At 63.2% G+C, this 18724-nt stretch carries 20 protein-coding genes; 11 read left to right on the forward strand and 9 right to left on the reverse strand.

Going from position 1 to position 18724, the window contains the following annotated elements; translation table 11 throughout:
- Positions 1 to 8 precede the first annotated feature (8 nt).
- The gene (locus tag LB556_RS26885; protein WP_224570594.1) at positions 9 to 2081 is read left to right on the forward strand and encodes a hypothetical protein; all 2073 of its coding nucleotides are present in this window, start codon (positions 9 to 11) and stop codon (positions 2079 to 2081) included.
- A 106-nt stretch (positions 2082 to 2187) separates the two neighbouring features.
- Here LB556_RS26885 and clpS read toward each other — a convergent pair whose 3' ends face one another.
- The 4 genes from clpS to LB556_RS26905 all read right to left on the reverse strand — a co-directional run bounded on the left by clpS (position 2188) and on the right by LB556_RS26905 (position 3727).
- Positions 2188 to 2493, reverse strand: coding sequence for an ATP-dependent Clp protease adapter ClpS (gene clpS / locus LB556_RS26890; protein WP_224570595.1), 306 nt, complete (start codon positions 2491 to 2493; stop codon positions 2188 to 2190).
- A gap of 129 nt (positions 2494 to 2622) precedes the next feature.
- A complete protein-coding gene (locus tag LB556_RS26895) occupies positions 2623 to 2937 on the reverse strand; it encodes a hypothetical protein (RefSeq protein ID WP_224570596.1) in 315 nt (104 codons plus the stop codon).
- A gap of 160 nt (positions 2938 to 3097) precedes the next feature.
- Complete coding sequence (locus LB556_RS26900) at positions 3098 to 3391, reverse strand: hypothetical protein (RefSeq protein WP_224570597.1); 294 nt, start codon at positions 3389 to 3391, stop codon at positions 3098 to 3100.
- Between the two features lie 36 nt (positions 3392 to 3427).
- On the reverse strand, positions 3428 to 3727 hold the full coding sequence (locus LB556_RS26905; protein WP_224570598.1) for a hypothetical protein: 300 nt from the start codon (positions 3725 to 3727) through the stop codon (positions 3428 to 3430).
- A gap of 281 nt (positions 3728 to 4008) precedes the next feature.
- Between LB556_RS26905 and LB556_RS26910 the strand changes: the two genes are divergently transcribed.
- Positions 4009 to 4725, forward strand: coding sequence for a response regulator (locus tag LB556_RS26910; RefSeq protein WP_224570619.1), 717 nt, complete (start codon positions 4009 to 4011; stop codon positions 4723 to 4725).
- Entirely contained in the window at positions 4722 to 6131 is a 1410-nt protein-coding gene (locus LB556_RS26915) for an ATP-binding protein (protein ID WP_224570599.1), read from the forward strand. The genes LB556_RS26910 and LB556_RS26915 overlap by 4 nt, the downstream gene beginning before the upstream one ends.
- A 22-nt stretch (positions 6132 to 6153) precedes the next feature.
- On the opposite strand, the gene LB556_RS26920 is transcribed toward LB556_RS26915, so the two are convergent.
- The 4 genes from LB556_RS26920 to LB556_RS26935 all read right to left on the reverse strand — a co-directional run bounded on the left by LB556_RS26920 (position 6154) and on the right by LB556_RS26935 (position 9591).
- The gene (locus tag LB556_RS26920) at positions 6154 to 6444 is read right to left on the reverse strand and encodes a hypothetical protein (RefSeq protein ID WP_224570600.1); all 291 of its coding nucleotides are present in this window, start codon (positions 6442 to 6444) and stop codon (positions 6154 to 6156) included.
- Between the two features lie 44 nt (positions 6445 to 6488).
- Positions 6489 to 7670: a choline ABC transporter ATP-binding protein gene (choV, locus tag LB556_RS26925; protein WP_224570601.1), complete on the reverse strand. Its 1182-nt coding sequence runs from the start codon at positions 7668 to 7670 to the stop codon at positions 6489 to 6491.
- Positions 7667 to 8521 carry a choline ABC transporter permease subunit gene (choW, locus tag LB556_RS26930; RefSeq protein ID WP_224570602.1) on the reverse strand — a complete coding sequence of 285 codons (855 nt, stop codon included), beginning with the start codon at positions 8519 to 8521 and terminating at the stop codon, positions 7667 to 7669. Before choW ends, choV begins: the two co-directional genes overlap by 4 nt.
- Positions 8522 to 8655: 134 nt before the next feature.
- Positions 8656 to 9591: a choline ABC transporter substrate-binding protein gene (locus LB556_RS26935; protein ID WP_224570603.1), complete on the reverse strand. Its 936-nt coding sequence runs from the start codon at positions 9589 to 9591 to the stop codon at positions 8656 to 8658.
- Between the two features lie 260 nt (positions 9592 to 9851).
- On the opposite strand from LB556_RS26935, the gene LB556_RS26940 reads away from it, so the two are divergent.
- Complete coding sequence (locus tag LB556_RS26940) at positions 9852 to 10463, forward strand: thymidine kinase (RefSeq protein ID WP_224570604.1); 612 nt, start codon at positions 9852 to 9854, stop codon at positions 10461 to 10463.
- Between the two features lie 130 nt (positions 10464 to 10593).
- Complete coding sequence (locus LB556_RS26945; protein ID WP_224570605.1) at positions 10594 to 10983, forward strand: c-type cytochrome; 390 nt, start codon at positions 10594 to 10596, stop codon at positions 10981 to 10983.
- On the opposite strand, the gene LB556_RS26950 is transcribed toward LB556_RS26945, so the two are convergent.
- Entirely contained in the window at positions 10956 to 11231 is a 276-nt protein-coding gene (locus tag LB556_RS26950) for a hypothetical protein (RefSeq protein ID WP_224570606.1), read from the reverse strand. The two genes, LB556_RS26945 and LB556_RS26950, sit on opposite strands and share 28 nt — an antisense overlap.
- A 70-nt stretch (positions 11232 to 11301) precedes the next feature.
- Between LB556_RS26950 and LB556_RS26955 the strand changes: the two genes are divergently transcribed.
- The 6 genes from LB556_RS26955 to LB556_RS26980 all read left to right on the forward strand — a co-directional run.
- A complete protein-coding gene (locus tag LB556_RS26955; protein WP_224570607.1) occupies positions 11302 to 12390 on the forward strand; it encodes a hypothetical protein in 1089 nt (362 codons plus the stop codon).
- A 40-nt stretch (positions 12391 to 12430) separates the two neighbouring features.
- On the forward strand, positions 12431 to 13573 hold the full coding sequence (locus LB556_RS26960) for a hypothetical protein (RefSeq protein WP_224570608.1): 1143 nt from the start codon (positions 12431 to 12433) through the stop codon (positions 13571 to 13573).
- A 24-nt stretch (positions 13574 to 13597) separates the two neighbouring features.
- Positions 13598 to 15508 (forward strand): AAA family ATPase, encoded by a 1911-nt coding sequence (locus LB556_RS26965; protein WP_224570609.1) that lies wholly within the window; start codon positions 13598 to 13600, stop codon positions 15506 to 15508.
- A 264-nt stretch (positions 15509 to 15772) separates the two neighbouring features.
- A complete protein-coding gene (locus LB556_RS26970) occupies positions 15773 to 17074 on the forward strand; it encodes a DUF6638 family protein (protein ID WP_224570610.1) in 1302 nt (433 codons plus the stop codon).
- 104 nt (positions 17075 to 17178) lie between these two features.
- Positions 17179 to 18297, forward strand: coding sequence for a DUF2333 family protein (locus tag LB556_RS26975; RefSeq protein ID WP_224570611.1), 1119 nt, complete (start codon positions 17179 to 17181; stop codon positions 18295 to 18297).
- Between the two features lie 313 nt (positions 18298 to 18610).
- Positions 18611 to 18724: formate--tetrahydrofolate ligase (locus LB556_RS26980; protein ID WP_224570620.1), on the forward strand; the 114-nt coding region annotated here is incomplete at its 3' end.

Consider the following 18724-nt stretch of genomic DNA (forward strand, 5'->3'; position numbering starts at 1 on the left):
GATAAGGCATGAACTGGTCGATCTCCTTCGAACCGCTGATCTCCTGGCCGCTTCTGGCCCTGGTGCTGGTGCCGCTGGCACTGCTGGCGCTCGTCGGCCTGTGGTTTCGCCAGCGCGGCGCGGTCCTGCGCTTGCTGGCTCTGCTGGCGCTCGCCGCCGCCCTCTTCAACCCGGTGTTCCTCAATGAGGAGCGCGAGCCGCTGAAAAGCGTGGTCGCGCTGATCGTCGACCGCAGCCAGAGCCAGGATATCGGCGACCGTACCAGGCAGACCGACGAGGCCGTGGCGGGGCTGCAGCAGCGTCTCGGCCGCTTCAAGCAGTTCGACGTCCGCGTCGTCGAGGCCGGCAAGTCCGACGCCGCCGAGGAGCGCACCCAAACGCGGCTGTTCGGCGCGCTGGAAGGCGCTTTCCGCGACGTGCCGCCCTCGCGCATCGGCGGCGCCATCATGATCACCGATGGTGAGGTGCATGACACGCCGGCCGGAGCCCCCGATTTCAATGCCCCACTGCACGCCCTGATCACCGGCAACGAGCACGAGAAGGACCGCCGTATCCGCTTCGAGAATGCGCCGCGTTTCGGCCTTGTCGGCAAGCCGCTCGACATGACTTACCGCGTCATCTCGACCGAAAACGAGGCTGGACCGGTCGATGTCAGGGTTTCGGTCAATGGCGAGCAGGTCGCGGTCGAGCATGCCACCGTCGGCCAGGCCATGCCGCTTCAGGTGACCATCCCGGGCGCTGGCCGCAACATCGTCGAACTTGCCATCGACCGCGAGCCGGGGGAACTGACCGACACCAACAACCGCGCCATCGCGCTGGTCGACGGCATCCGCGAGAACCTGCGCGTGCTGCTCGTTTCGGGCGAACCGCACGCGGGCGAGCGCACGTGGCGCAATCTGTTGAAATCCGACGCCTCGGTCGATCTCGTCCATTTCACCATCCTGCGGCCGCCGGAAAAGCAGGACGGCACGCCGATCAACGAATTGTCGCTGATCGCCTTCCCGACCCGCGAATTGTTCGTCGAGAAGATCAAGGATTTCGACCTCATCATCTTCGACCGCTATCAGCACCGCGACGTGCTGCCGATCCTCTATTACGACTACATCTCCGAATATGTCGAAAAGGGCGGCGCGCTGCTGATCGCCGCTGGTCCCGAATATGCCGGCGAGGCGTCGATCGCGCGCACGCCGCTGATGTCGGCCCTGCCGGCCATGCCGACCGGCGAGGTCGTCGACAAGGCGTTCTATCCCCGCCTCACCGAACTCGGCCAGCGTCATCCGGTGACACGTGGCCTCGACGGTTCGGCCACCGAGCCACCGCACTGGAGCCGCTGGTTCCGCACCATCGGCGTGCAGAACCCGCAAGGCGAAGTGGTGATGAAGGGCGCCGACAACCGGCCACTGCTGCTGCTCGACCGCAAGGGCGAGGGCCGCGTCGGCATGCTTCTGTCCGATCAGGGTTGGCTGTGGGCGCGCGGCTTCGAGGGCGGCGGCCCGCATGTCCAGCTCTACCGGCGCATCGCCCACTGGCTGATGAAGGAGCCCGAGCTCGAGGAAGAGCGGCTGACCGCCGAGGGTCGCGGCATGGTGCTGGAGATCCGCCGCCAGACGATGGCCGACGATCCCGGCCCGGCGCAGATCATCACTCCGTCCGGCAAGACGGTCACCGTCAAGCTCGAAAAATCCGAACCGGGCGTCTTCCTGGGCAGCGTCCAGACCAGCGAGATCGGCCTCTTCCAGGTCGCCAATGGCGATCTCACCGCGCTCGCCCATGTCGGACCGGTCAACGCGCCCGAATTCGCCGATGTCGTCTCCACGCAGGAGCGGCTGAAGGCGCCGGCGGAAGCCACCGGCGGCAGCGTGCGCCGGCTGGCCTCGTCCACGCCCAGCGACGTGACGCTGCCTTCCATCGTGCCGGTGCGTTCGGCCGGCGAAGCGTCGGGCAGCGACTGGATCGGCCTGCGCACCACCGACGACAGCGTCTTGAAGGCCGTCTCGCGCGTGCCGCTGTTCGGCGGCTTCCTCGGCCTCGGCCTGCTGCTTCTGGCGATGGGCTCGATGTGGTACCGCGAAGGACGGTAGCGGCGCGCTCTTGCCTTCTCCCTGTCTCGTCTGCGGGGAGAAAAGACGCCGTCGCGGATGGTTTCGCCAATTGTCGGCGTTTACAGAGGCGAGCCAAGCCCCTGCCCTACTCTTCCGGTTCCGTCGTGAACAGCAGCGGGTAACCCTTGGCCTTGCCGGCATCGGTGGCCCGTGTCGCCTTGGTCTCGGCGACATCCCTGGTGAAGACAGCGACCACGCAGACCCCGTGCCGGTGCGCGGTGATCATGACCCGGTGCGCCTGGTCTTCGCTGAGTTTGAACTCACCCTTCAGCACCGTCACCACGAACTCGCGCGGCGTGAAATCGTCGTTGACGAGGATCACCTTGTAAAGCTTCGGCCGCTCGGTCTGCGGCTTGACCTTCAGGCGCGGCTTTGTGGTGTTTTCAGGCATCCGAACCGACTGGTTTGCGATCGAGCTCAATCCGCATTTTGCCACGCGCGGCAGCGATCGTCCATTTACGGACCCGTCGGCGGGCAAGCCCGGTCCTTCACAATCACGTGGGAAATCGTCGATCGCGGTTCAACGGCCCTGGCGGCCGAAGATGCGGCGATTCATTTCGGCATCCGCCCGGCGTTCCATCCATGCCGCGACCGGCCATGCGACAACGCAGATCAGCGTCACGCTGGTGAGCAGGATCAGCAGCCAGGTCTGTGCCGGCGTGATGTAATCCCAGTTGCTGGAAATGGCCGGCGCGAACAGCGAGGGCTCGGTGCGCCCGCTCGCCGGATCCGGCACCGGGCTGGCGGTGAACAGGATCAGTGTCCTGGCAACGCCGGTGGCAACCAGGCCGCTAAGCACGATCGAGCGCAAGATGGACGAAAGCCGCTTCTTCATGCGGATTGCCTACACGGCCGGCGTTGTAAACGGGTTAAGCAGGATCGGGTGCGTGGCTGGAAGCCGTCGGCGTTCAGCTCATCGACCATGCCCTTGGCAGAAGGCCGCCCCAGCCGGTTTGCGGCTGGGGCGGCCTTGCTGGAACGGACCTCGAAACCGATCAGGGCTTCTTCGGAGCGGCCTTCGCGGGAGCCATTTTCGCGGGAGCCATTTTCGCGGGGGCCTTCTTGACTGGGCACTTGTGCTTCTTGGTCACCTTGCAGGCGGTCTTCTTGGCGACCTTCTTCGGAGCGGCCTTGGCCGGAGCGGTTGTCGTTGCGGCAGCGGCCGGAGCGGTGGTCGTGGTGGCGGCAGCCGGGGCAGCGGTCGTGGTCGCGGCTGCGTTGCCCAGAGCCGGCATCGAGAAGGCGAGGGCGACGGCGAGACCAAGGGCGGACAGGAGGGACTTGTTCATGGCTTCATTTCCTTTTTATGCGGGTCGTTTTGAGTGTCACTGGACCGGGTCATTCGGTGTCACTCCAAGCAGCTTCAAAGCGTTGGCGAGCATCCGGATGCCCTGCGCCTGTTTCTTGGCGGCGCAGTACCGGTTGCCCTTTCTCTGAAGTGCCTTTGCCGCGGTGACCTGCGTTGCCGTGGCATGGGTTTCGATGGCTTCATCAAATTGGTGGCTGAGATTGGCGCACCGTTCGGTCCGGGTGAGCGGCGCCTTTGCATCCGATTGGCCGACAGCGGCAGTGACCAGGCCAAGGCCCAGCAAAACTCCCAACAAACTGACTGACAATCTTGGCATTGGTTTATCCGTGAACCCGGAGACGAGCGTCGCAGCCGATCACCTGACCGCCACGGCACTGTTATGCCGACCTACCTTTTCAGGAGTTTTTCCCGATTGTAGAATTTTGTTTCTGGATTGTGTCTGGCCGGGCCGGGCCAAGCTGGGCGTCGCTTTCCATGTGGAGAAGGCGGAATTCATTCTCCCTTGAAAAGCAAGGCACTGGCCAACATATGGCCCGAATTCTATCGTGTGGCTCATCAGCCAGGAATGGCTTGGCCGGCAAACCAGACAGGGCAGCTGTGAAATCCAATGCGCATATACTGATCGTCGACGACGACAAGGACATCCGCGACCTGCTTCAGGAGTTCTTCCAGAAGCGGGGGCTCCACACCTCGGTTGCGGCCGACGGCACTGAAATGGAAGCCATCCTGCGCCGCTCGCAGGTGGACCTCATCGTCCTCGACGTGATGCTGCCCGGCAGGAGCGGGCTGGAACTGTGCCGCGACCTGCGCGCGCAGTATACGACGCCGATCATCATGCTGACCGCCGTCACCGAGACGACGGACCGTGTCGTTGGTCTCGAGATGGGCGCCGACGACTATGTGCCCAAACCCTTCGACCCGCGCGAATTGCTGGCCCGCATCCGCGCCGTGCTGCGGCGCAACGGCGCCGCCGAGCCGAAGCGCGCCACCACCAAGCAGATATACCGCTTCGCCGGCTGGACGATGGACTGCTCGCGGCGCCGGCTGACCGCGCCTGACGACGTCAGGGTCGAACTGACGATGGCCGAATTCAATCTCTTGCAGACCTTCGTCAAGAGCGCCCAACGCGTGCTGACTCGCGACCAGCTCATCGAGCTGTCCGGCGGCGACAGCGACTATTCCTTCGACCGCAGCATCGACATCCTGGTCAGCCGGTTGCGGCGCAAGATGGAAGATGATCCCAAGACGCCCAAGCTGATCCACACCGTGCGCAGCGGCGGCTACCAATTCCTGCCCGAGACGACCTCCGAATGAGACGTTTCCTGCCGCAGACCTTGCCTGTCTGGGTGCTGCTGATCGTCATTGCCGGCCTGCTGATCAGCCAGGTCGCGACGCTCTACATCGTGTCGCGCGACCGCGCCGCCGCCAATGACGTGGTCGACCTCTACCGCCTCAATGACCGCGCCTTCTCGCTCGTTCAGCTGATGCATGACGCCACGCCGCAGGAGCGCAAGGCGACGGCGATCGGCCTGTTCAACTCTACCTACGCGCTCACCGTCTCGGACACGCCCGCCGTCACCTCCTCGATCGCCGGCGACGACCAACTGGCCGAGCTTGAGGACATCCTTGTCGGCCGGCTGTCCAAATTCGGCGTCACCGACGCGCGCGTGCGCCGCGATCCGGCGACACAGGAAGCCGACGACACCAGCGGCGCGGCGCCGGGGGCGGATATCGGCCAGGTCGAGCGGGACCTTCTGGTGCTGGCCGCCGATTTCGCCCAGAGCGAGAAGCTGACGGCCTCGCTGCGCTTCGCCGACGGCCAGTGGCTGAACTTCACGGAGCCGATCACGCCCGTTGGCCCGATCCTGAGCTTCGACAGCCTGCCTCTCTATGCGCTGATCGCCGGGCTGGTGGTGATCATGTCGATCTGGTCGCTGCGTCGGCTGACAGCGCCCTACCGGATGATGGAGACAGCCGTCAACCGGATCGGCAACGACCTCAAGAGCCCGCCGGTCACCGAGAGCGGCAGCCGAGAGGTGCGCGCCGCCGCCAAGGCGATCAACGCCATGCAGGCGAGGCTGCGCGAATATGTGGAGGACCGTGAGCACCTGGCAGCAGCGCTCGCGCACGACCTGCGCACGCCGATCACCAGGATGCGGCTGCGCCTGGAGCTGTTGCGCAGATCACCGGCGCGCCTTGCGCTCGCCCATGATCTCGCCGACATCGAAAGCATCGCGAGTTCCGTGATAGACTTCGCCAAGTTCGAGGTCACGGAGGAAAAGGCCGAGCGCCTCGATTTCTGGTCGCTCGTGGAATCGGTCGCCGACAGCTACGAGACCGTCTCCTTCGACAATGACGACACCCGCCCCCGCGGCCTGATCTGCATGGCGCGGCCGGTGGCGCTCAAGCGCTGCGTCACCAATCTGGTGCAGAACGCCGTCACTTACGGCACGAAGGCGCATCTCAGCCTCAGCCACTCGGACGACACGATCACGCTTGCCATCCGCGACGAGGGGCCGGGCATACCCCAGGCCCAGATCGACGCCGTGTTCGGCTCCTTCGTGCGTCTCGAACAGTCCCGCAACCGCCAGACAGGCGGCCTTGGCCTGGGTCTCACCATCGCCCGCAACATCGCGCGCGCGGCGGGCGGCGACGTCCGCCTGTCCAATCATTCGGGCGGCGGCCTGCTGACGGAATTGCGCTTGCCGCTGGCGGCTTGAGGCTGGTTGCCAGCCCCGCACGTCAGCCTATTACAATGATTTTCCATGCCAGCAGAGCGACGATGACCGCCGCCGTGAACAGCGTTGCCCAGCGGTGCCGTCCGAACACATGCATGACGAGAACGATCAGTGCCGCGATCGACGCGGCGAGAGCCCCTTCGAGATAGAATATCTGTCCGCCGCCGACCGGTCCGCCGCTCGCGCCTCCAACGCGGAAGAACTCCGTGATGGACCGCATTGTGATGACGATCAGCAAGCCGAACGCCACTTGCGCGGCGCGCGCTGTCGACAACCAGTTCAAGATCCGTTTCAAAGCGCCTCCGATGCGCCCCGAAAATCTTCGATCGATGTGCCGGCTTACCGCCGCAGCACCGCCGACAGCACGTCGCGTATACCGATCGCGCCGACGAAGCGCGACTGGTCGTCGAACAGCGCCACGGGCGCGGTCTGCGAACGGTGCATGGCCAGCATCACAGTCTTCAGCGACGTGCCGGGATTGGCCCAGAACACTTGCGCCAACTCCTCCGGCTGACTTTCGACATCGGCGCAGGACACCCATACCGCCGGCTTGCCGTCGCGTTCGGCCGCCGCCACCAGCCCGTGCTCGTCGATCTTGAAGCGCGTCGTCTTGCGCCGGTCGAGCCACACCCAGCCGTCCTTGCCCTGTTCGAGATCGCGGCGGTCGCGCATGACGTTCCAGGCGGTCAGCACCGAGAGCGGGTTCACATTGGCGATGAAGTCGCGGACATAGTCGTTGGCGGGCCGCAGCACGATGTCTTCCGGCGCGCCGGTCTGGACGATGCGGCCGCCCTCCATGATGGTGATGTGGCTGCCGATCTTCAGCGCTTCCTCGAGGTCGTGGCTGACGAAGATGATGGTCTTCTTCAGCTCCGCCTGCAGCTGCAGAAGCTCGTCCTGCAGCTTGGTGCGGATCAGCGGGTCCAGCGCCGAGAACGGCTCGTCCATCAACAAGATCGGCGCCTCGGTGGCGAAGGCTCGCGCCAGGCCGACACGCTGCTGCATGCCGCCCGAGAGTTCATGCGCGTATTTGTTCGACCATTGGTCGAGATTGACCAGCTTGAGCTGCCTGTGCACCCGCTCCTTGCGCTCCGCATCCGGCACGCCGGCGAGTTCGAGACCGAGGCCGACATTCTCCTCCACCGTGCGCCACGGCAGGAGGCCGAACTGCTGGAACACCATCGCCACCTGCTTCTGCCGCAGCCGCCGCAGCGTCGGCTCGTCGCAGGTGACGACATCGACCGTGCGGTCACCGTCCTTGACCAGCACCTGGCCGCGCGACACGACGTTGAGCCGGTTGACCGCCCGAAGCAGCGTCGACTTGCCGGACCCCGACAGGCCCATCAGCACCGAGATCTCACCTTCATGCACGGTAAGGCTGGCGCCGGCGCAGCCCAGCACATTGCCGGTCTTCTCGAGGATTTCGGCCCGGGTAGCGCCCTTGTCGATCATCGCCAGCGAGCCGGCCTGGTCGGCGCCGAAGACAATATCGACATTCCTGAAATCGACGGCGACAGTCATTTCTTGCCTCCAACGCCAATGCGCGTCATCCGGTCGAGCACGATGGCGAGCACGACGATGGCGAGGCCGGCCTCAAGTCCCAAATCGATGCGGCGCGAGCCAAGCGCCCGGTTGATTTCCGTGCCGAGCCCGCCGGCCCCGATCAGGGCCGCGAACACCACCATCGACAGCGACAGCATGATCGACTGCGTCAGGCCCGCCATGATGGTGGGCAGCGCCGAGGGCAGCTCGACCTTCCACAACAGCTGGCGCTTGGTGGCGCCGAAGGCCTCGCCGGCCTCGATGATCGACTTCGGCACCGAGACGACTCCGAGATGGGTGAGCCTGACTGCGGTCGGGATGACGAAGATGATGGTGACGATCAGGCCGGGGGCGTTGCCGAGGCCGAACAGCGTCAGCACCGGGATCAGGTAGACGAAGGTCGGCAGCGTCTGCATCAGGTCGAGCACCGGCAGCATGACGCGGTAGACCTTCGGCTTGTGCGCCGCCCAGATGCCGAGCGGCACGCCGATGGCCATCGCCGCCGCCGCCGCGGCGACGACCAGCACCAGCGTCTGCACCGTCTGTTTCCAGAGGTTCTGGTTGATGATGAAGACCAGGCCGAGGAAAACGCCGATGGCAAGCGGCCGCGAGCGCTGCAGCAGCCAGGCGATCACGGCTATTACCAGGGCGAGCAGCACCGGCGGCACCGTCAGCAGGATATCGACCAGCCCGTCGAGCAGGAAATTGAGGCCATTCGAGAACGCCCTGAACACAGTGTCGAAATTGTCGGTGAGGAAGCCGAAGAACGCCTTGCCCCAGGCGCCGATCGGGATCTTGTGATCGACCATGAATTTGGAAACCGGATCCATCTCACCCCTCGTTTGCCAGAGCTCTGCCTTCGGCCCCGTATTGTCGCGACGTCATCTTGTCACAGGATATGGAAAAGGGCAGCCTTTTCCAGCGGCTGCCCTTCTATTTCGGTCACGCCGAAATCAAAGCCGGCTTAGCCTCCGAGCACGGTCTTGACCGCCGCCGCCGCGTCGCCGCCGTCGAAGGTGGTCACGCCGGCGATCCAGGGCTTGACCGCATCCGGATTTTTCTTCAGCCAGGCGGTTGCCACCGTGTTGGCGTCGCCGCCCTTCAGGATGGCGTCCATCATCTGGCCTTCCATATCCAGATTGAACTTCAGGTTGGCGATGAACTTGCCGACATTCGGGCACTCGGTCATGTAGCCCTTGCGCACGTTGGTCGAGACGGTGGCCGCGCCGAAGCCGCTGTCGCCCATGCCGTCGAGATAAGTGATCTTCATGGCGCCCATCACCGGATGCGGCGTCCAGCCGAGGAAGGCGATCCACTCCTTGTTCTTCATCGACTGCTCGGCCTGCGTCAGCATGCCGGCCTCCGAGGATTCGACCAGTTCGAACCCGTCGAGATTGTCCTTCGGGTTCTTGATCATGTCGAGGATGATGCGATTGCCGTCATTGCCGGCTTCGATGCCGTAGATCTTGCCGTTGAACTTGTCCTTGAACTTGCCGAGATCGGTCAGCGTCTTGACGCCGGCATCCGCCACATAGGTCGGCACGACGATGCCATAACCGGCGCCGGCCAGGTTCTGGCTGACGGTCTCGACCGAACCGTCGGCCGTGTAATCCTTGATGTCATTGGTCATCGACGGCATCCAGTTGCCGAGGAAGACGTCGAGGTCCTTGTTCTTCAGCGACGCATAGGTCACCGGAACCGAGAGCTGGATCACCTGCGGCTCGTAGCCGAGGGCGGTGAGCAGCACCGAAGCGAGCCCGGTGGTGGCCTGGATGTCGGTCCAGCCGACATCGGAGAGACGGACCGTCTTGCAGCTCGCCGGATCGCCGGCGAAGGCAGCACTCGTGGACAGGAAAGCCGCCAGGCCGAGGCCGGCGACGAAAGAATTCAGACGCGACATGTACTTTCTCCCATTGCGATTCTTTGGCGGAGCGAAGTTACGGTTTTTCTGCCCGCCTTGTTTCGTCAGCCAAACACCATTCTCGTGCGGTTTCAAGCATTAAGGCAATCACGATCAACGGCGCGCGCTGGCCAATCAGCGACACGGCCGACGCTTGCGGGCCACTCTCGACCTCGTCAGGGCCGGTCGCGGCGGCTTTTTCAGGGGAATGTGGCGACAGGCCCTCCCCGCGCCGCGGCAAGTCGGCTTAGAAAGGCGGCATGGCCAAGCTTTACTTCCACTACGCGACGATGAACGCGGGCAAGACGACCATGCTCCTGCAGGCGTCCTACAATTACCGCGAGCGCGGCATGACGACCATGCTGTTCGTCGCCGGCCTTTATCGCAAGGGCGACACCGGCCTGATCTCCTCGCGCATCGGGCTGGCGATGGAAGCCGAAATGTTTCGCGACGGCGACGACCTGTTCGCCCGCGTCGCCGAGCATCACCAGCACACGGCGGTTCATTGCATCTTCGTCGACGAGGCGCAGTTCCTCGAGGAGGAGCAGGTCTGGCAGCTTGCCCGCATCGCCGACCGACTCAACATCCCGGTCATGTGCTATGGCCTGCGCACCGATTTCCAGGGCAAGCTGTTTCCAGGCTCTCGCGCGCTGCTGGCGATAGCCGACGATCTGCGCGAAGTGCGCACCATCTGCCGCTGCGGCCGCAAGGCGACCATGGTCGTGCGCCTCGGTCCCGACGGCAAGGTGGCCCGGCAGGGCGAACAGGTGGCGATCGGCAAGGACGTCTACGTCTCGCTCTGCCGCCGCCACTGGGAGGAGGAAATGGGTCGCGCGGCGCCCGATGATTTCATCGGCTTTGTCAGCGGTTGAAACGACGTCAGTCGGTCGGTGGCATCGGGTAGCCGGCTGCCACCTCTCGCGGTCGCGCCATTCTATGTTGCCTTTGTTAAGGTGGCCGCCCTATCTTCCCGTGCTCAGCCAGAACTCTCGGGGGTCAGCCATGCTTCGAGCCGTCTTGTCCGCCAGCCTTCTTTTGCTTGCCACTTCCGTTGCCGCCGAGGCCGGGGGCGACCCAGTGCTCGGCAAACATGTTTTCAACCGATGCATGGCCTGCCATGAGGCGGCGACCGACCGCGACAAGGTCGGCCCGCATCTGATGGGGGTGGTCGGCCGCACGGCGGGAACCGCCGAAAGCTTCCTCGGACATTATTCGGAGGCCATGAAGAACGCAGGGGCTGCCGGTCTCGTCTGGGACGAGGCAAACCTTGCCGAATACCTCAAGGCACCCAAGCTGAAGGTGCCCGGCAACAGGATGGCCTTTGGCGGCCTCAGCAATGACGACGACATCGCCAACATCATCGCCTATCTCAAGGCCGATCCCAAGCCCTGAGCAGACGCCGTTTGCCGCGGTACGCGGCCTGCTGCCGCCGCGCCGGGGCGGCAAATGGCCAGTTGTTGTGGAGTTTTCAGAGCCATCCGCTCCGGCGTGGACTGATTGCTTTGCCGGCATGAAAGTTCAAAATCAGCTGAACCAGGCTTGACCGGCCAGTTGATCACGCCATGACCACGGCTCCATTGCCGTTCAAGGGTCCGGCCGGATATTTGTTTTCGCGCCGCGACTGTCTTGATGTCTTTCAATCCCCTTATACCCCACATATATTCGCCGCTGTTCGCAACCAGCGACCGGAAGCCGAAGCGGGAGGCCCCTATGGCGACATTGCAGAATTTCGATGCCGAAATTGCCAGGACCAAGCAGGTCGTCCAGGATATGCGCACCAAGATCGAGCAATCCGGCACCGTGCTCGACACGCTCGCCATATCAGACAAGAAGATCGGCGACGCCAATTTCGACATCGAGAACGCCCGCATCGAGGATGTGCTGAAGCAGCAGAAGGTGATGGAAGGCAACATCGCCGACCTGATCATAGGCCTCGAGGACGCCACCAATGTCTTCGGCGCCGAGTTCGAGAGCATGAAGAACTACACCGGCTGGGAAAATTTCGTCGGCGTCTTTTCGGCGCAGCGCAAACAGCGCATGCGCACCGACCGCGTGCGCAACATGTCGCTCGCCGGCAACCTGCAGGAGCTGCTGGCCAAATCGGACACCATCGTCGGCATACTGAAGGCGCAGAAAGACGTCCTCGACCAGCGCTACAAGACCTCCGAGGCAAGCCTGTCGCAGGTTATCGAGCGCCGCAAGACCACCATGACGAACCTCGAAGCCGTGCAGAAGCGCATCGAGGAGCTCAATCCGATGCTGCTCGACATCGAGAACAAGATCGCCGCCTCGACCAGCCAGAAGGATCGCACGCAGCTCGAGGGCGAGCGCTCCAAGCTCGCCACCGAATACAACGAAAAGCAGGCCAAGGAGCAGGAGCTGCTGGCCGAAAGCCAGACGCTGGAGCGCTACACCTCGATGTTCCAGACCTTCGTCGATTCGCTCAATAACCAGATCGCCGCGCAGTCGACGCTGATCAACAAGCTGACTATCGATACCGAGCAGCGCATCGTGCTCTACAAGGCCTTGGAAGATTCTTTGAAGACCGCCGCGCAGCAGGATGTCGCCCACAAGATCAACACGCTGGGCAGCCAGGTCGACAACACGGCCGAGGAAACCATGGCCGGCATCGGCGCCGCCTCGCAGAAGCACATCGGCGACCTGCTGGAGATGCACGAGAAGAACATGGTGGCCAGCGCCGACATCCACCGCCGCAAGAAGCTGGCCGACGATGCCTTCGCCCGCCGGTTCGACGAGGTGCTGAAGAAGCACAATTCGGCCAACTACGTGCAGTCGTAATTGCCGCACGCACCGGTGCGACAATGCCAGGGCCAATAGCATGACCCCCGAAAACGACGCTGCGGCGCGGTATTTCTCGGCAATCACTGCCGCGCTCAGCGGCCTTGAAGTGTTCATGCGCGACGACCGCTCGCCGCTTTACCGGCACGGCATCGTCGCCAAGATCGTTGCCGAATACATCGCCCGGCTCGACAAGTCCTTCGCCTGCTGGCGTAACCGGCTGGGTTTCATGGACACGTTCCGCATTTCGCGGGCCGAAAGCGGCTACCCCGTATTCCAGAACCTCCTCGAACTGGAAAACGACCGCCTGCAGGCCGACGCGCGGCTCGCCAACATCCCCCAAGCCGGCGAGTTGCGCGAGGAGATGGCCGACTTCATCCTGCGCCATAAGGAGTTCCCCGAGGCACTGCAGAAATCGATGGCCGAGCGGCTTTATCTCGAAGACGTCAAGAGCGAGCAGACTTTTGGGCCGTTCACACTGGCGCAGACCGCCAAGGTGTCGGTCAATCCGAAGACGGCGCGGCCCTATTATCTGGTCCACTGGGCGACCTTCGACGGCAGCGCCAACCTGCCTTTGGTCTACATGGTCACGGTGGAGGATTCCTCGGAAAGCATGATCCGGCAGCTTGTCGACAAGGGCAGACTGAACGATAAGGTCGACATTCCCCTGCCCGTCGACGGCCTGCTCAATCCCGAGCTTGCCCACCGTTTCGACGATTTCACCGAGAAGAACTCGGCCTACACGCTCTCGCCGGCGACGATCGCCGTCAACATCGACAAGGATTTCCCCGACCTTCACCCCAAGCAGCTGCGCCGCGTGGTGCTCGGTCCCTTCTATTCGGCCGGCATCACCGAGAACAATTCCGTTGTCGCCGAGGTGCTGGCCAAGGTGCGCAAGCCCGAAAACGCCTGGCTGCTGACCTGGACCATCCAGGAGGTCTATTCGAAGGGTGAAAAACCCGGTCGCAAGGGCCTGTGGTCGAGCGCACCCTCGTCCGAGGAATTCTTCATCAACACCGACGACCTTGAAGCCGCGCGCCAGGGCGTATCGAGCTACGAAAACCACGCACTGATCCCGCACGAGGCCTATCAGGCGCTCTACGCCGCCGGCGAGGCGCAAAAGATATTCGCCGGCTACAAGGTTCACGTCCTGTCCAACGGACAGGTCATCTCGGACCTCTGACCGTCACACCGCGGAGCATCCTTCATGGACACCGGCCTGACCACCATTCCGGAAGCGGCGATCGAAAAGCACCGCGCCACCGCGCAGAGCTTCATCACCCGTATCGTCGTGCTGGAGGATCCATCGCGCGAATCCGGCACAGCGCTTGCCGGCACCAACCGTCGCTTCGTCTCCACCGTCTCGGTCGGCTCGGTGCGCCGCACGCGAGAGGTCGAGCTGGTCAAGACCGTCGGCGCCGTCCATGCCGACGACCAGCTGCTCACCATCCCGCAGCACACGCTGCTCTTTCGCGCCCGGCGCGGCACGGCGATCGCGCTGGCGGTGTCGGACGTGTTCGCTGAAGGCTCCGATCTCGAAAGCCTGCAGGCCAGGAACACCCGGGCCCCGCTCGAAGGCGACGAGGCGTCCACCTTCAAGAAACTGCTGTCGGCCTCGGCCTATATCTCGGTCTTCAGTCTCGCCTCCTATCTGTTCCAGCTCATCGACAGCGACGGCGAGGCGCCCAATGACATCCCCGAGCCGGACTTCCTGTTCGACACGCCGCAGGATGCGGTGAAATCGATCCTGGCTGGTCTCGACAAGACGATATCGGGCTCGACGGACGATACCGACCTGATGATCCGCGCGCGCGCCTTCGCCCGCGTCGCCATCGATGGCCTGCTGGCGCGCAAAGGCCGCTTCGACGGCATCGGCCCGTTCGAGAACGCCCATATCCGCATAGACGCCGACGACTTCACCCTCGACGGCTTCGACGTCGCGCCGGGCAAGCGCTCGAAACCGCTGGTGATGACCTTCAAGATGCCGGAAGAGGTCGTCGGCAACCACATCGCCAAATACCAGTCGGTCAAGCTGGCCAAGATGCTGATGGCCTATGATTTCGAGCGCGAGTTGAACCCGTTCGTCGAGCTTGGCGGCTTCCTGTTCACCTTCATCGGCGACGGCGCGCCCGGCACCGGCAAGACGACGCTGATCCAGATGATCGCCGGCCTCGTCAACGGCTATTGCCAGGTCGCCGGCTATCCCTTCGCCTATGAGAATTTCGGCGTCGACCAGATCTCGTCCTATCAGGGCAAGTCGGGCCAGAACTGCCGCCAGTTCATCAACAATGTCTTGAACCCGCGTGTCATCGGCTTCGGCACCATAGACGACATCGACCAGGTGGCGGCGCGCCGCTCCGACGACCGCGCCTCGGCCGGCCAGCAGGAAATCACCGGCGTCCTGATGGATGCCTTTGCCGGTGCCGCCACCGTGGTGCGCGGCAACTGCTCGTTCGGCATGTTTTCCAACTATCCCGAAAACGTCGACGATGCGCTGCGCCAGCGCGCCGGCGCCCGCTGGCTGGTCGACGGGCCGCAGACCCGTGACGACTACATCGACATCTTCGTGCTGCTCGCCGGCAAGAACCACCAGATCCCCCTGGGCAAGCACGAGCTCTACGCCGCGCAGGAAATCCAGCGCGCCGTGACCGAAGCCTATGAGGAACACGAGAAGCCTCGGGAGGACGGTCTCATGCGGGTCTATGAGCGCTACATGAAGGAGAATGGCGCGCCCAGGACCATGGCCGACATCGGCACCTACCTGCACCTGATCAAGGAGGCCGAGCCACGTTTCACCGGCCGCGCCATCAAGAACGTCACCGACGCCATCAAGATGCGCGCCATGGACATCGAGCTTCCCGACGACTGGTTCGAGAAGCCGGAAGCCTTCATGCACAAGAGCTACGATGAAAAGAAGGCAATGATCGAGGACCTGCGCGGACCGTTCTCGCTTGCCATGGTCATGCAGGAGATCAACCGCTACGCCGATTCCGAGTTTCGCTATTCCGACAAATCGGATGATGCGGCGGTGGAGAAGCTGCTGCGCGATGCCAGATTGCGCGAACGCGCCGCACGCGAGATGGAGGAGATGAAGAAGAAGGGGATCTGGAATGCGTGAGCTTGGCCGGATTTCCCTTCTCCCCTTGTGGGAGAAGGTGGATCGGCGCGCAGCGCCGAGACGGATGAGGGGTGTTGGCCGGAGTGCCGTCAGTGCCAAGCTGGAGCACCCCTCATCCGTCGCCTTCGGCGACACCTTCTCCCACAAGGGGAGAAGGAAAGGTCACGCCCCTCACCCTTACCCTCTCCCCGTGAAGAACGGGGAGAGGGGGGCGTCGGCGTTAGCGCTTCGCCTTGTCGGGCAAAACCTTTCGGACTCTTCAATATGACCGCCCGCAAACCTGACCTCCTTCGCGACAACGAACTCATCTATGGCCGGCTGCTGACCATTGATGAACCGCATCTCATCCAGCGCTACAACAAGGCGCTGGCGGCATTCGGCAAGAAGCCCACCAAGCTGAATAGCTTCCAGATCGACCGCACCGGCTTCTCGCCGGAAGTGGCCGAGGAGTGTGGCGACTACGACTATCTCGATCCCAACGAGGTCAACCGCCGCTTCATCATCCTGACGCCGTCGCAAATCGACCTGCCGGTGGTACACACCGCCTTCTCCAACACGTCGCAACTGATGTTCGAGTTCATGTCCACGAACCAGCGCGCCATCGACGCGCTGACCATCAAGGACGTGATCTACGGCGAGATCGAGGATTCCGTTCCCAAGGTCAACGACATCGAGGACCTGCTGTCGATCAGCCAGGTCGAGTTCAAGGTGCTGTCGGCCGAGGACGTGCTGGGCAAGGCCGCCGAACTCGGCAGGCTGGTCGACCGGCTGAAGCAGGAACCCGACGCCTGGCGCGACAACGCCATGCTGACCCGCATGGTCGAACTCGCCAAGGTCTGCGGCGACATCCGCGAGAATGCGCTGGTGCCGGACCAGGTGATCTTCCGCCACAACGCCTACTGGACCAGCCATTTCGGCGGGCTGTACGTGTTCGTCGATCACGACATGACGACGGTGATCAGCGATCCGGCCGCCCCCGGCTTCCGCCGCTCGCGGCCCTGGCAGGTGAGCTATCTCTCGATCAGGGACGCCGACAAGGTGTTCAAGTTCCTGGCCGCCACCGGCCGCATCGAACTGCCGCGCGCCTCCTGGATCGAGGCCTCGGGCTATCTCGAGCACCGCGCCGAGATGGTGGTGCGCGCGCTGATCCGCGACGCCGAGCCGGACCGCAATCTGACCGATGTCGACAAGGTCTGGCTGCAGACCTGGATCCAGAGCCACGCCGACCTGATCACCAGGGACGGCAATTTCCCCTTCCTCAACGCCGCCAAGCGCGAGATCGCCCAGCTTGGCCATCTCAAGATCGAGGATGTTATCCCGCAGCAGCGCTTCCTGGTGATCCGTGCCAAGCCGGACCATCCAGACGCCTGGCTGACCAATCGGCTGATTTCGGATTTCGTACCGTCGGACTTCGTCTCGCGCTATATCTTCAACAAGGACGGCTTCTACAAGGACTATGACGGCTTCAGCGACGCCTGGCGATCGCATGTTGTGGACGTTCTGAAAACCACATATCTGAAGGACAAGGTGGCGTTTCGCACACGCCTCTACGGCCTGACCGACTAAGAACGAGATGAACCGTCTTTCCGTTCTAATTTGTTGTTCTGGTTCACGACTTTATCCAGGAAGTCCGCGACTTTCTGGCATCATGCTGATGGGGTGATACAGCCATGCTCGATCCGATCGTGAATTTCTTCACCCGGATTTTCCAGTGGATCGGCCGCGGCATTGGCCTTTTGATCGGCGTGATCCTGTGGCCCTTCATGTGGGTCGGGCGCTGGTATGGGCAGCGCGGCTGGATCCTGAAAGCCGTGGTCGGCCTCGCACTCCTGGTGCTTATCGGCCTCTACGCCAATTTCTTCTACGCCACCCAATGGTGGAGCAATTTCAACCCGAGCTATCCCGACAACTACAGCTTCGAGAAACGCAATGTTTCCGCCGGCGAACAGGTTGCCGCGGGTGCCGGTACCGACACGGCAAAGACCTGCGGCAACTCCGGCATCGCCCAGGTCGCCGCGGACCTGATCGACTTCAACGTCAATCAGAACGCCTGGGTCTCGTCCATGATCCTTTACAAGCTCGGCCTGTTCGGCATCGACTGGGACGACACGCCATGGATGGACAACAAGGCTTCGTTCCAGCGCGGCATCAATCAGGCGGTGCGGCGCACGGCCACCGAGCTTGCCGACAATCTTGGCCGTGTGCGCACCACGTCGCAGATCGACACCAATCTCCAGGATGCGCGGGGGCAGCTGCAGTACGACGAGTCCATCTGGTATATCAGCCGCAACGGCATGACCGCGACCACGCCCAGCATGTATCGGCGTGCTATGGGCAATCTGCGCTCTTTCAACGCTCGCCTCGCCACCTGCCAGGCGACATTCGATGCCCGCGCGGACAACCTGAAGCAGTATATCGATCGCATCGCCAGCGACATCGGTTCGACCTCGGCTATCCTCAAGGAGCGCGCCGAGAACCACAACAATGGCTGGTTCGACTTCCGGGCCGACGACCGCTACTGGTTCGCCTATGGCCAGCTCTATGCCTATTACGGCCTGATGAAAGGCGCCCAGGCCGACTTCGAGGACGTCATCAAGGAAAAACACCTGCAGAGCCTGTGGGACACGATGGACCAGCAGTTCGTCTCGGCCCTGCGCATCCAGCCCTTCATCATCGCCAACGGCCGCGAGGACGGCTGGCTGCTGCCGACGCATCTGACGACGATGGGCTTCTATATCCTGCGCGTACGCTCCAATATGGTCGAAATCAGCAACGTGCTGACGCAGTAGCGCTGTTCAGTTGCGGCGCGTGCGATGGCGAATTTGCGCCGTCGGGTCTGTCGCATTCCGTGCATTGTGCGGCTGTTTTGAGACGGCGGAAGCGCCCCTGCTCTGGCTTCTATACGGCGCGGCAAGCGGAGCCATGAAGAACCGGGAACAGGTCGGCCCGCCGCAGAGGAACTTTTCTCTATAGGAAACATAGTTGCATGAAAGTTGACGCAACCGCAGCGACAGGGTTAGATGCCCGCGCGTCCGGTTCCAGCCTTCTCGCAAGCGACATCAACCCCGTCCCCTCCACCGTCCAATCCAGAGGAAAGCCGTCATGGCCGAAGTGAAGTCCGACATCGAGATCGCGCGTGGCGCCAGGAAAAAGCAGATCCAGGAGATCGGCCAGAAGATCGGCATCCCGACCGAACATCTGCTGCCCTACGGCCAC

The organism is Mesorhizobium sp. ES1-4, from assembly GCF_020164745.1.
Taxonomy (GTDB): Bacteria; Pseudomonadota; Alphaproteobacteria; order Rhizobiales; family Rhizobiaceae; genus Mesorhizobium.

Coding starts and splice junctions, on each gene's coding strand:
- LB556_RS26885 (WP_224570594.1), top strand. CDS start 9: ATGAACTGGTCGATCTCCTTCGAACCGCTGATCTCCTGGCCGCTTCTG.
- clpS (WP_224570595.1), bottom strand. CDS start 2,493: ATGCCTGAAAACACCACAAAGCCGCGCCTGAAGGTCAAGCCGCAGACC.
- LB556_RS26895 (WP_224570596.1), bottom strand. CDS start 2,937: ATGAAGAAGCGGCTTTCGTCCATCTTGCGCTCGATCGTGCTTAGCGGC.
- LB556_RS26900 (WP_224570597.1), bottom strand. CDS start 3,391: ATGAACAAGTCCCTCCTGTCCGCCCTTGGTCTCGCCGTCGCCCTCGCC.
- LB556_RS26905 (WP_224570598.1), bottom strand. CDS start 3,727: ATGCCAAGATTGTCAGTCAGTTTGTTGGGAGTTTTGCTGGGCCTTGGC.
- LB556_RS26915 (WP_224570599.1), top strand. CDS start 4,722: ATGAGACGTTTCCTGCCGCAGACCTTGCCTGTCTGGGTGCTGCTGATC.
- choV (WP_224570601.1), bottom strand. CDS start 7,670: ATGACTGTCGCCGTCGATTTCAGGAATGTCGATATTGTCTTCGGCGCC.
- choW (WP_224570602.1), bottom strand. CDS start 8,521: ATGGATCCGGTTTCCAAATTCATGGTCGATCACAAGATCCCGATCGGC.
- LB556_RS26935 (WP_224570603.1), bottom strand. CDS start 9,591: ATGTCGCGTCTGAATTCTTTCGTCGCCGGCCTCGGCCTGGCGGCTTTC.
- LB556_RS26940 (WP_224570604.1), top strand. CDS start 9,852: ATGGCCAAGCTTTACTTCCACTACGCGACGATGAACGCGGGCAAGACG.
- LB556_RS26945 (WP_224570605.1), top strand. CDS start 10,594: ATGCTTCGAGCCGTCTTGTCCGCCAGCCTTCTTTTGCTTGCCACTTCC.
- LB556_RS26955 (WP_224570607.1), top strand. CDS start 11,302: ATGGCGACATTGCAGAATTTCGATGCCGAAATTGCCAGGACCAAGCAG.
- LB556_RS26960 (WP_224570608.1), top strand. CDS start 12,431: ATGACCCCCGAAAACGACGCTGCGGCGCGGTATTTCTCGGCAATCACT.
- LB556_RS26965 (WP_224570609.1), top strand. CDS start 13,598: ATGGACACCGGCCTGACCACCATTCCGGAAGCGGCGATCGAAAAGCAC.
- LB556_RS26970 (WP_224570610.1), top strand. CDS start 15,773: ATGACCGCCCGCAAACCTGACCTCCTTCGCGACAACGAACTCATCTAT.
- LB556_RS26975 (WP_224570611.1), top strand. CDS start 17,179: ATGCTCGATCCGATCGTGAATTTCTTCACCCGGATTTTCCAGTGGATC.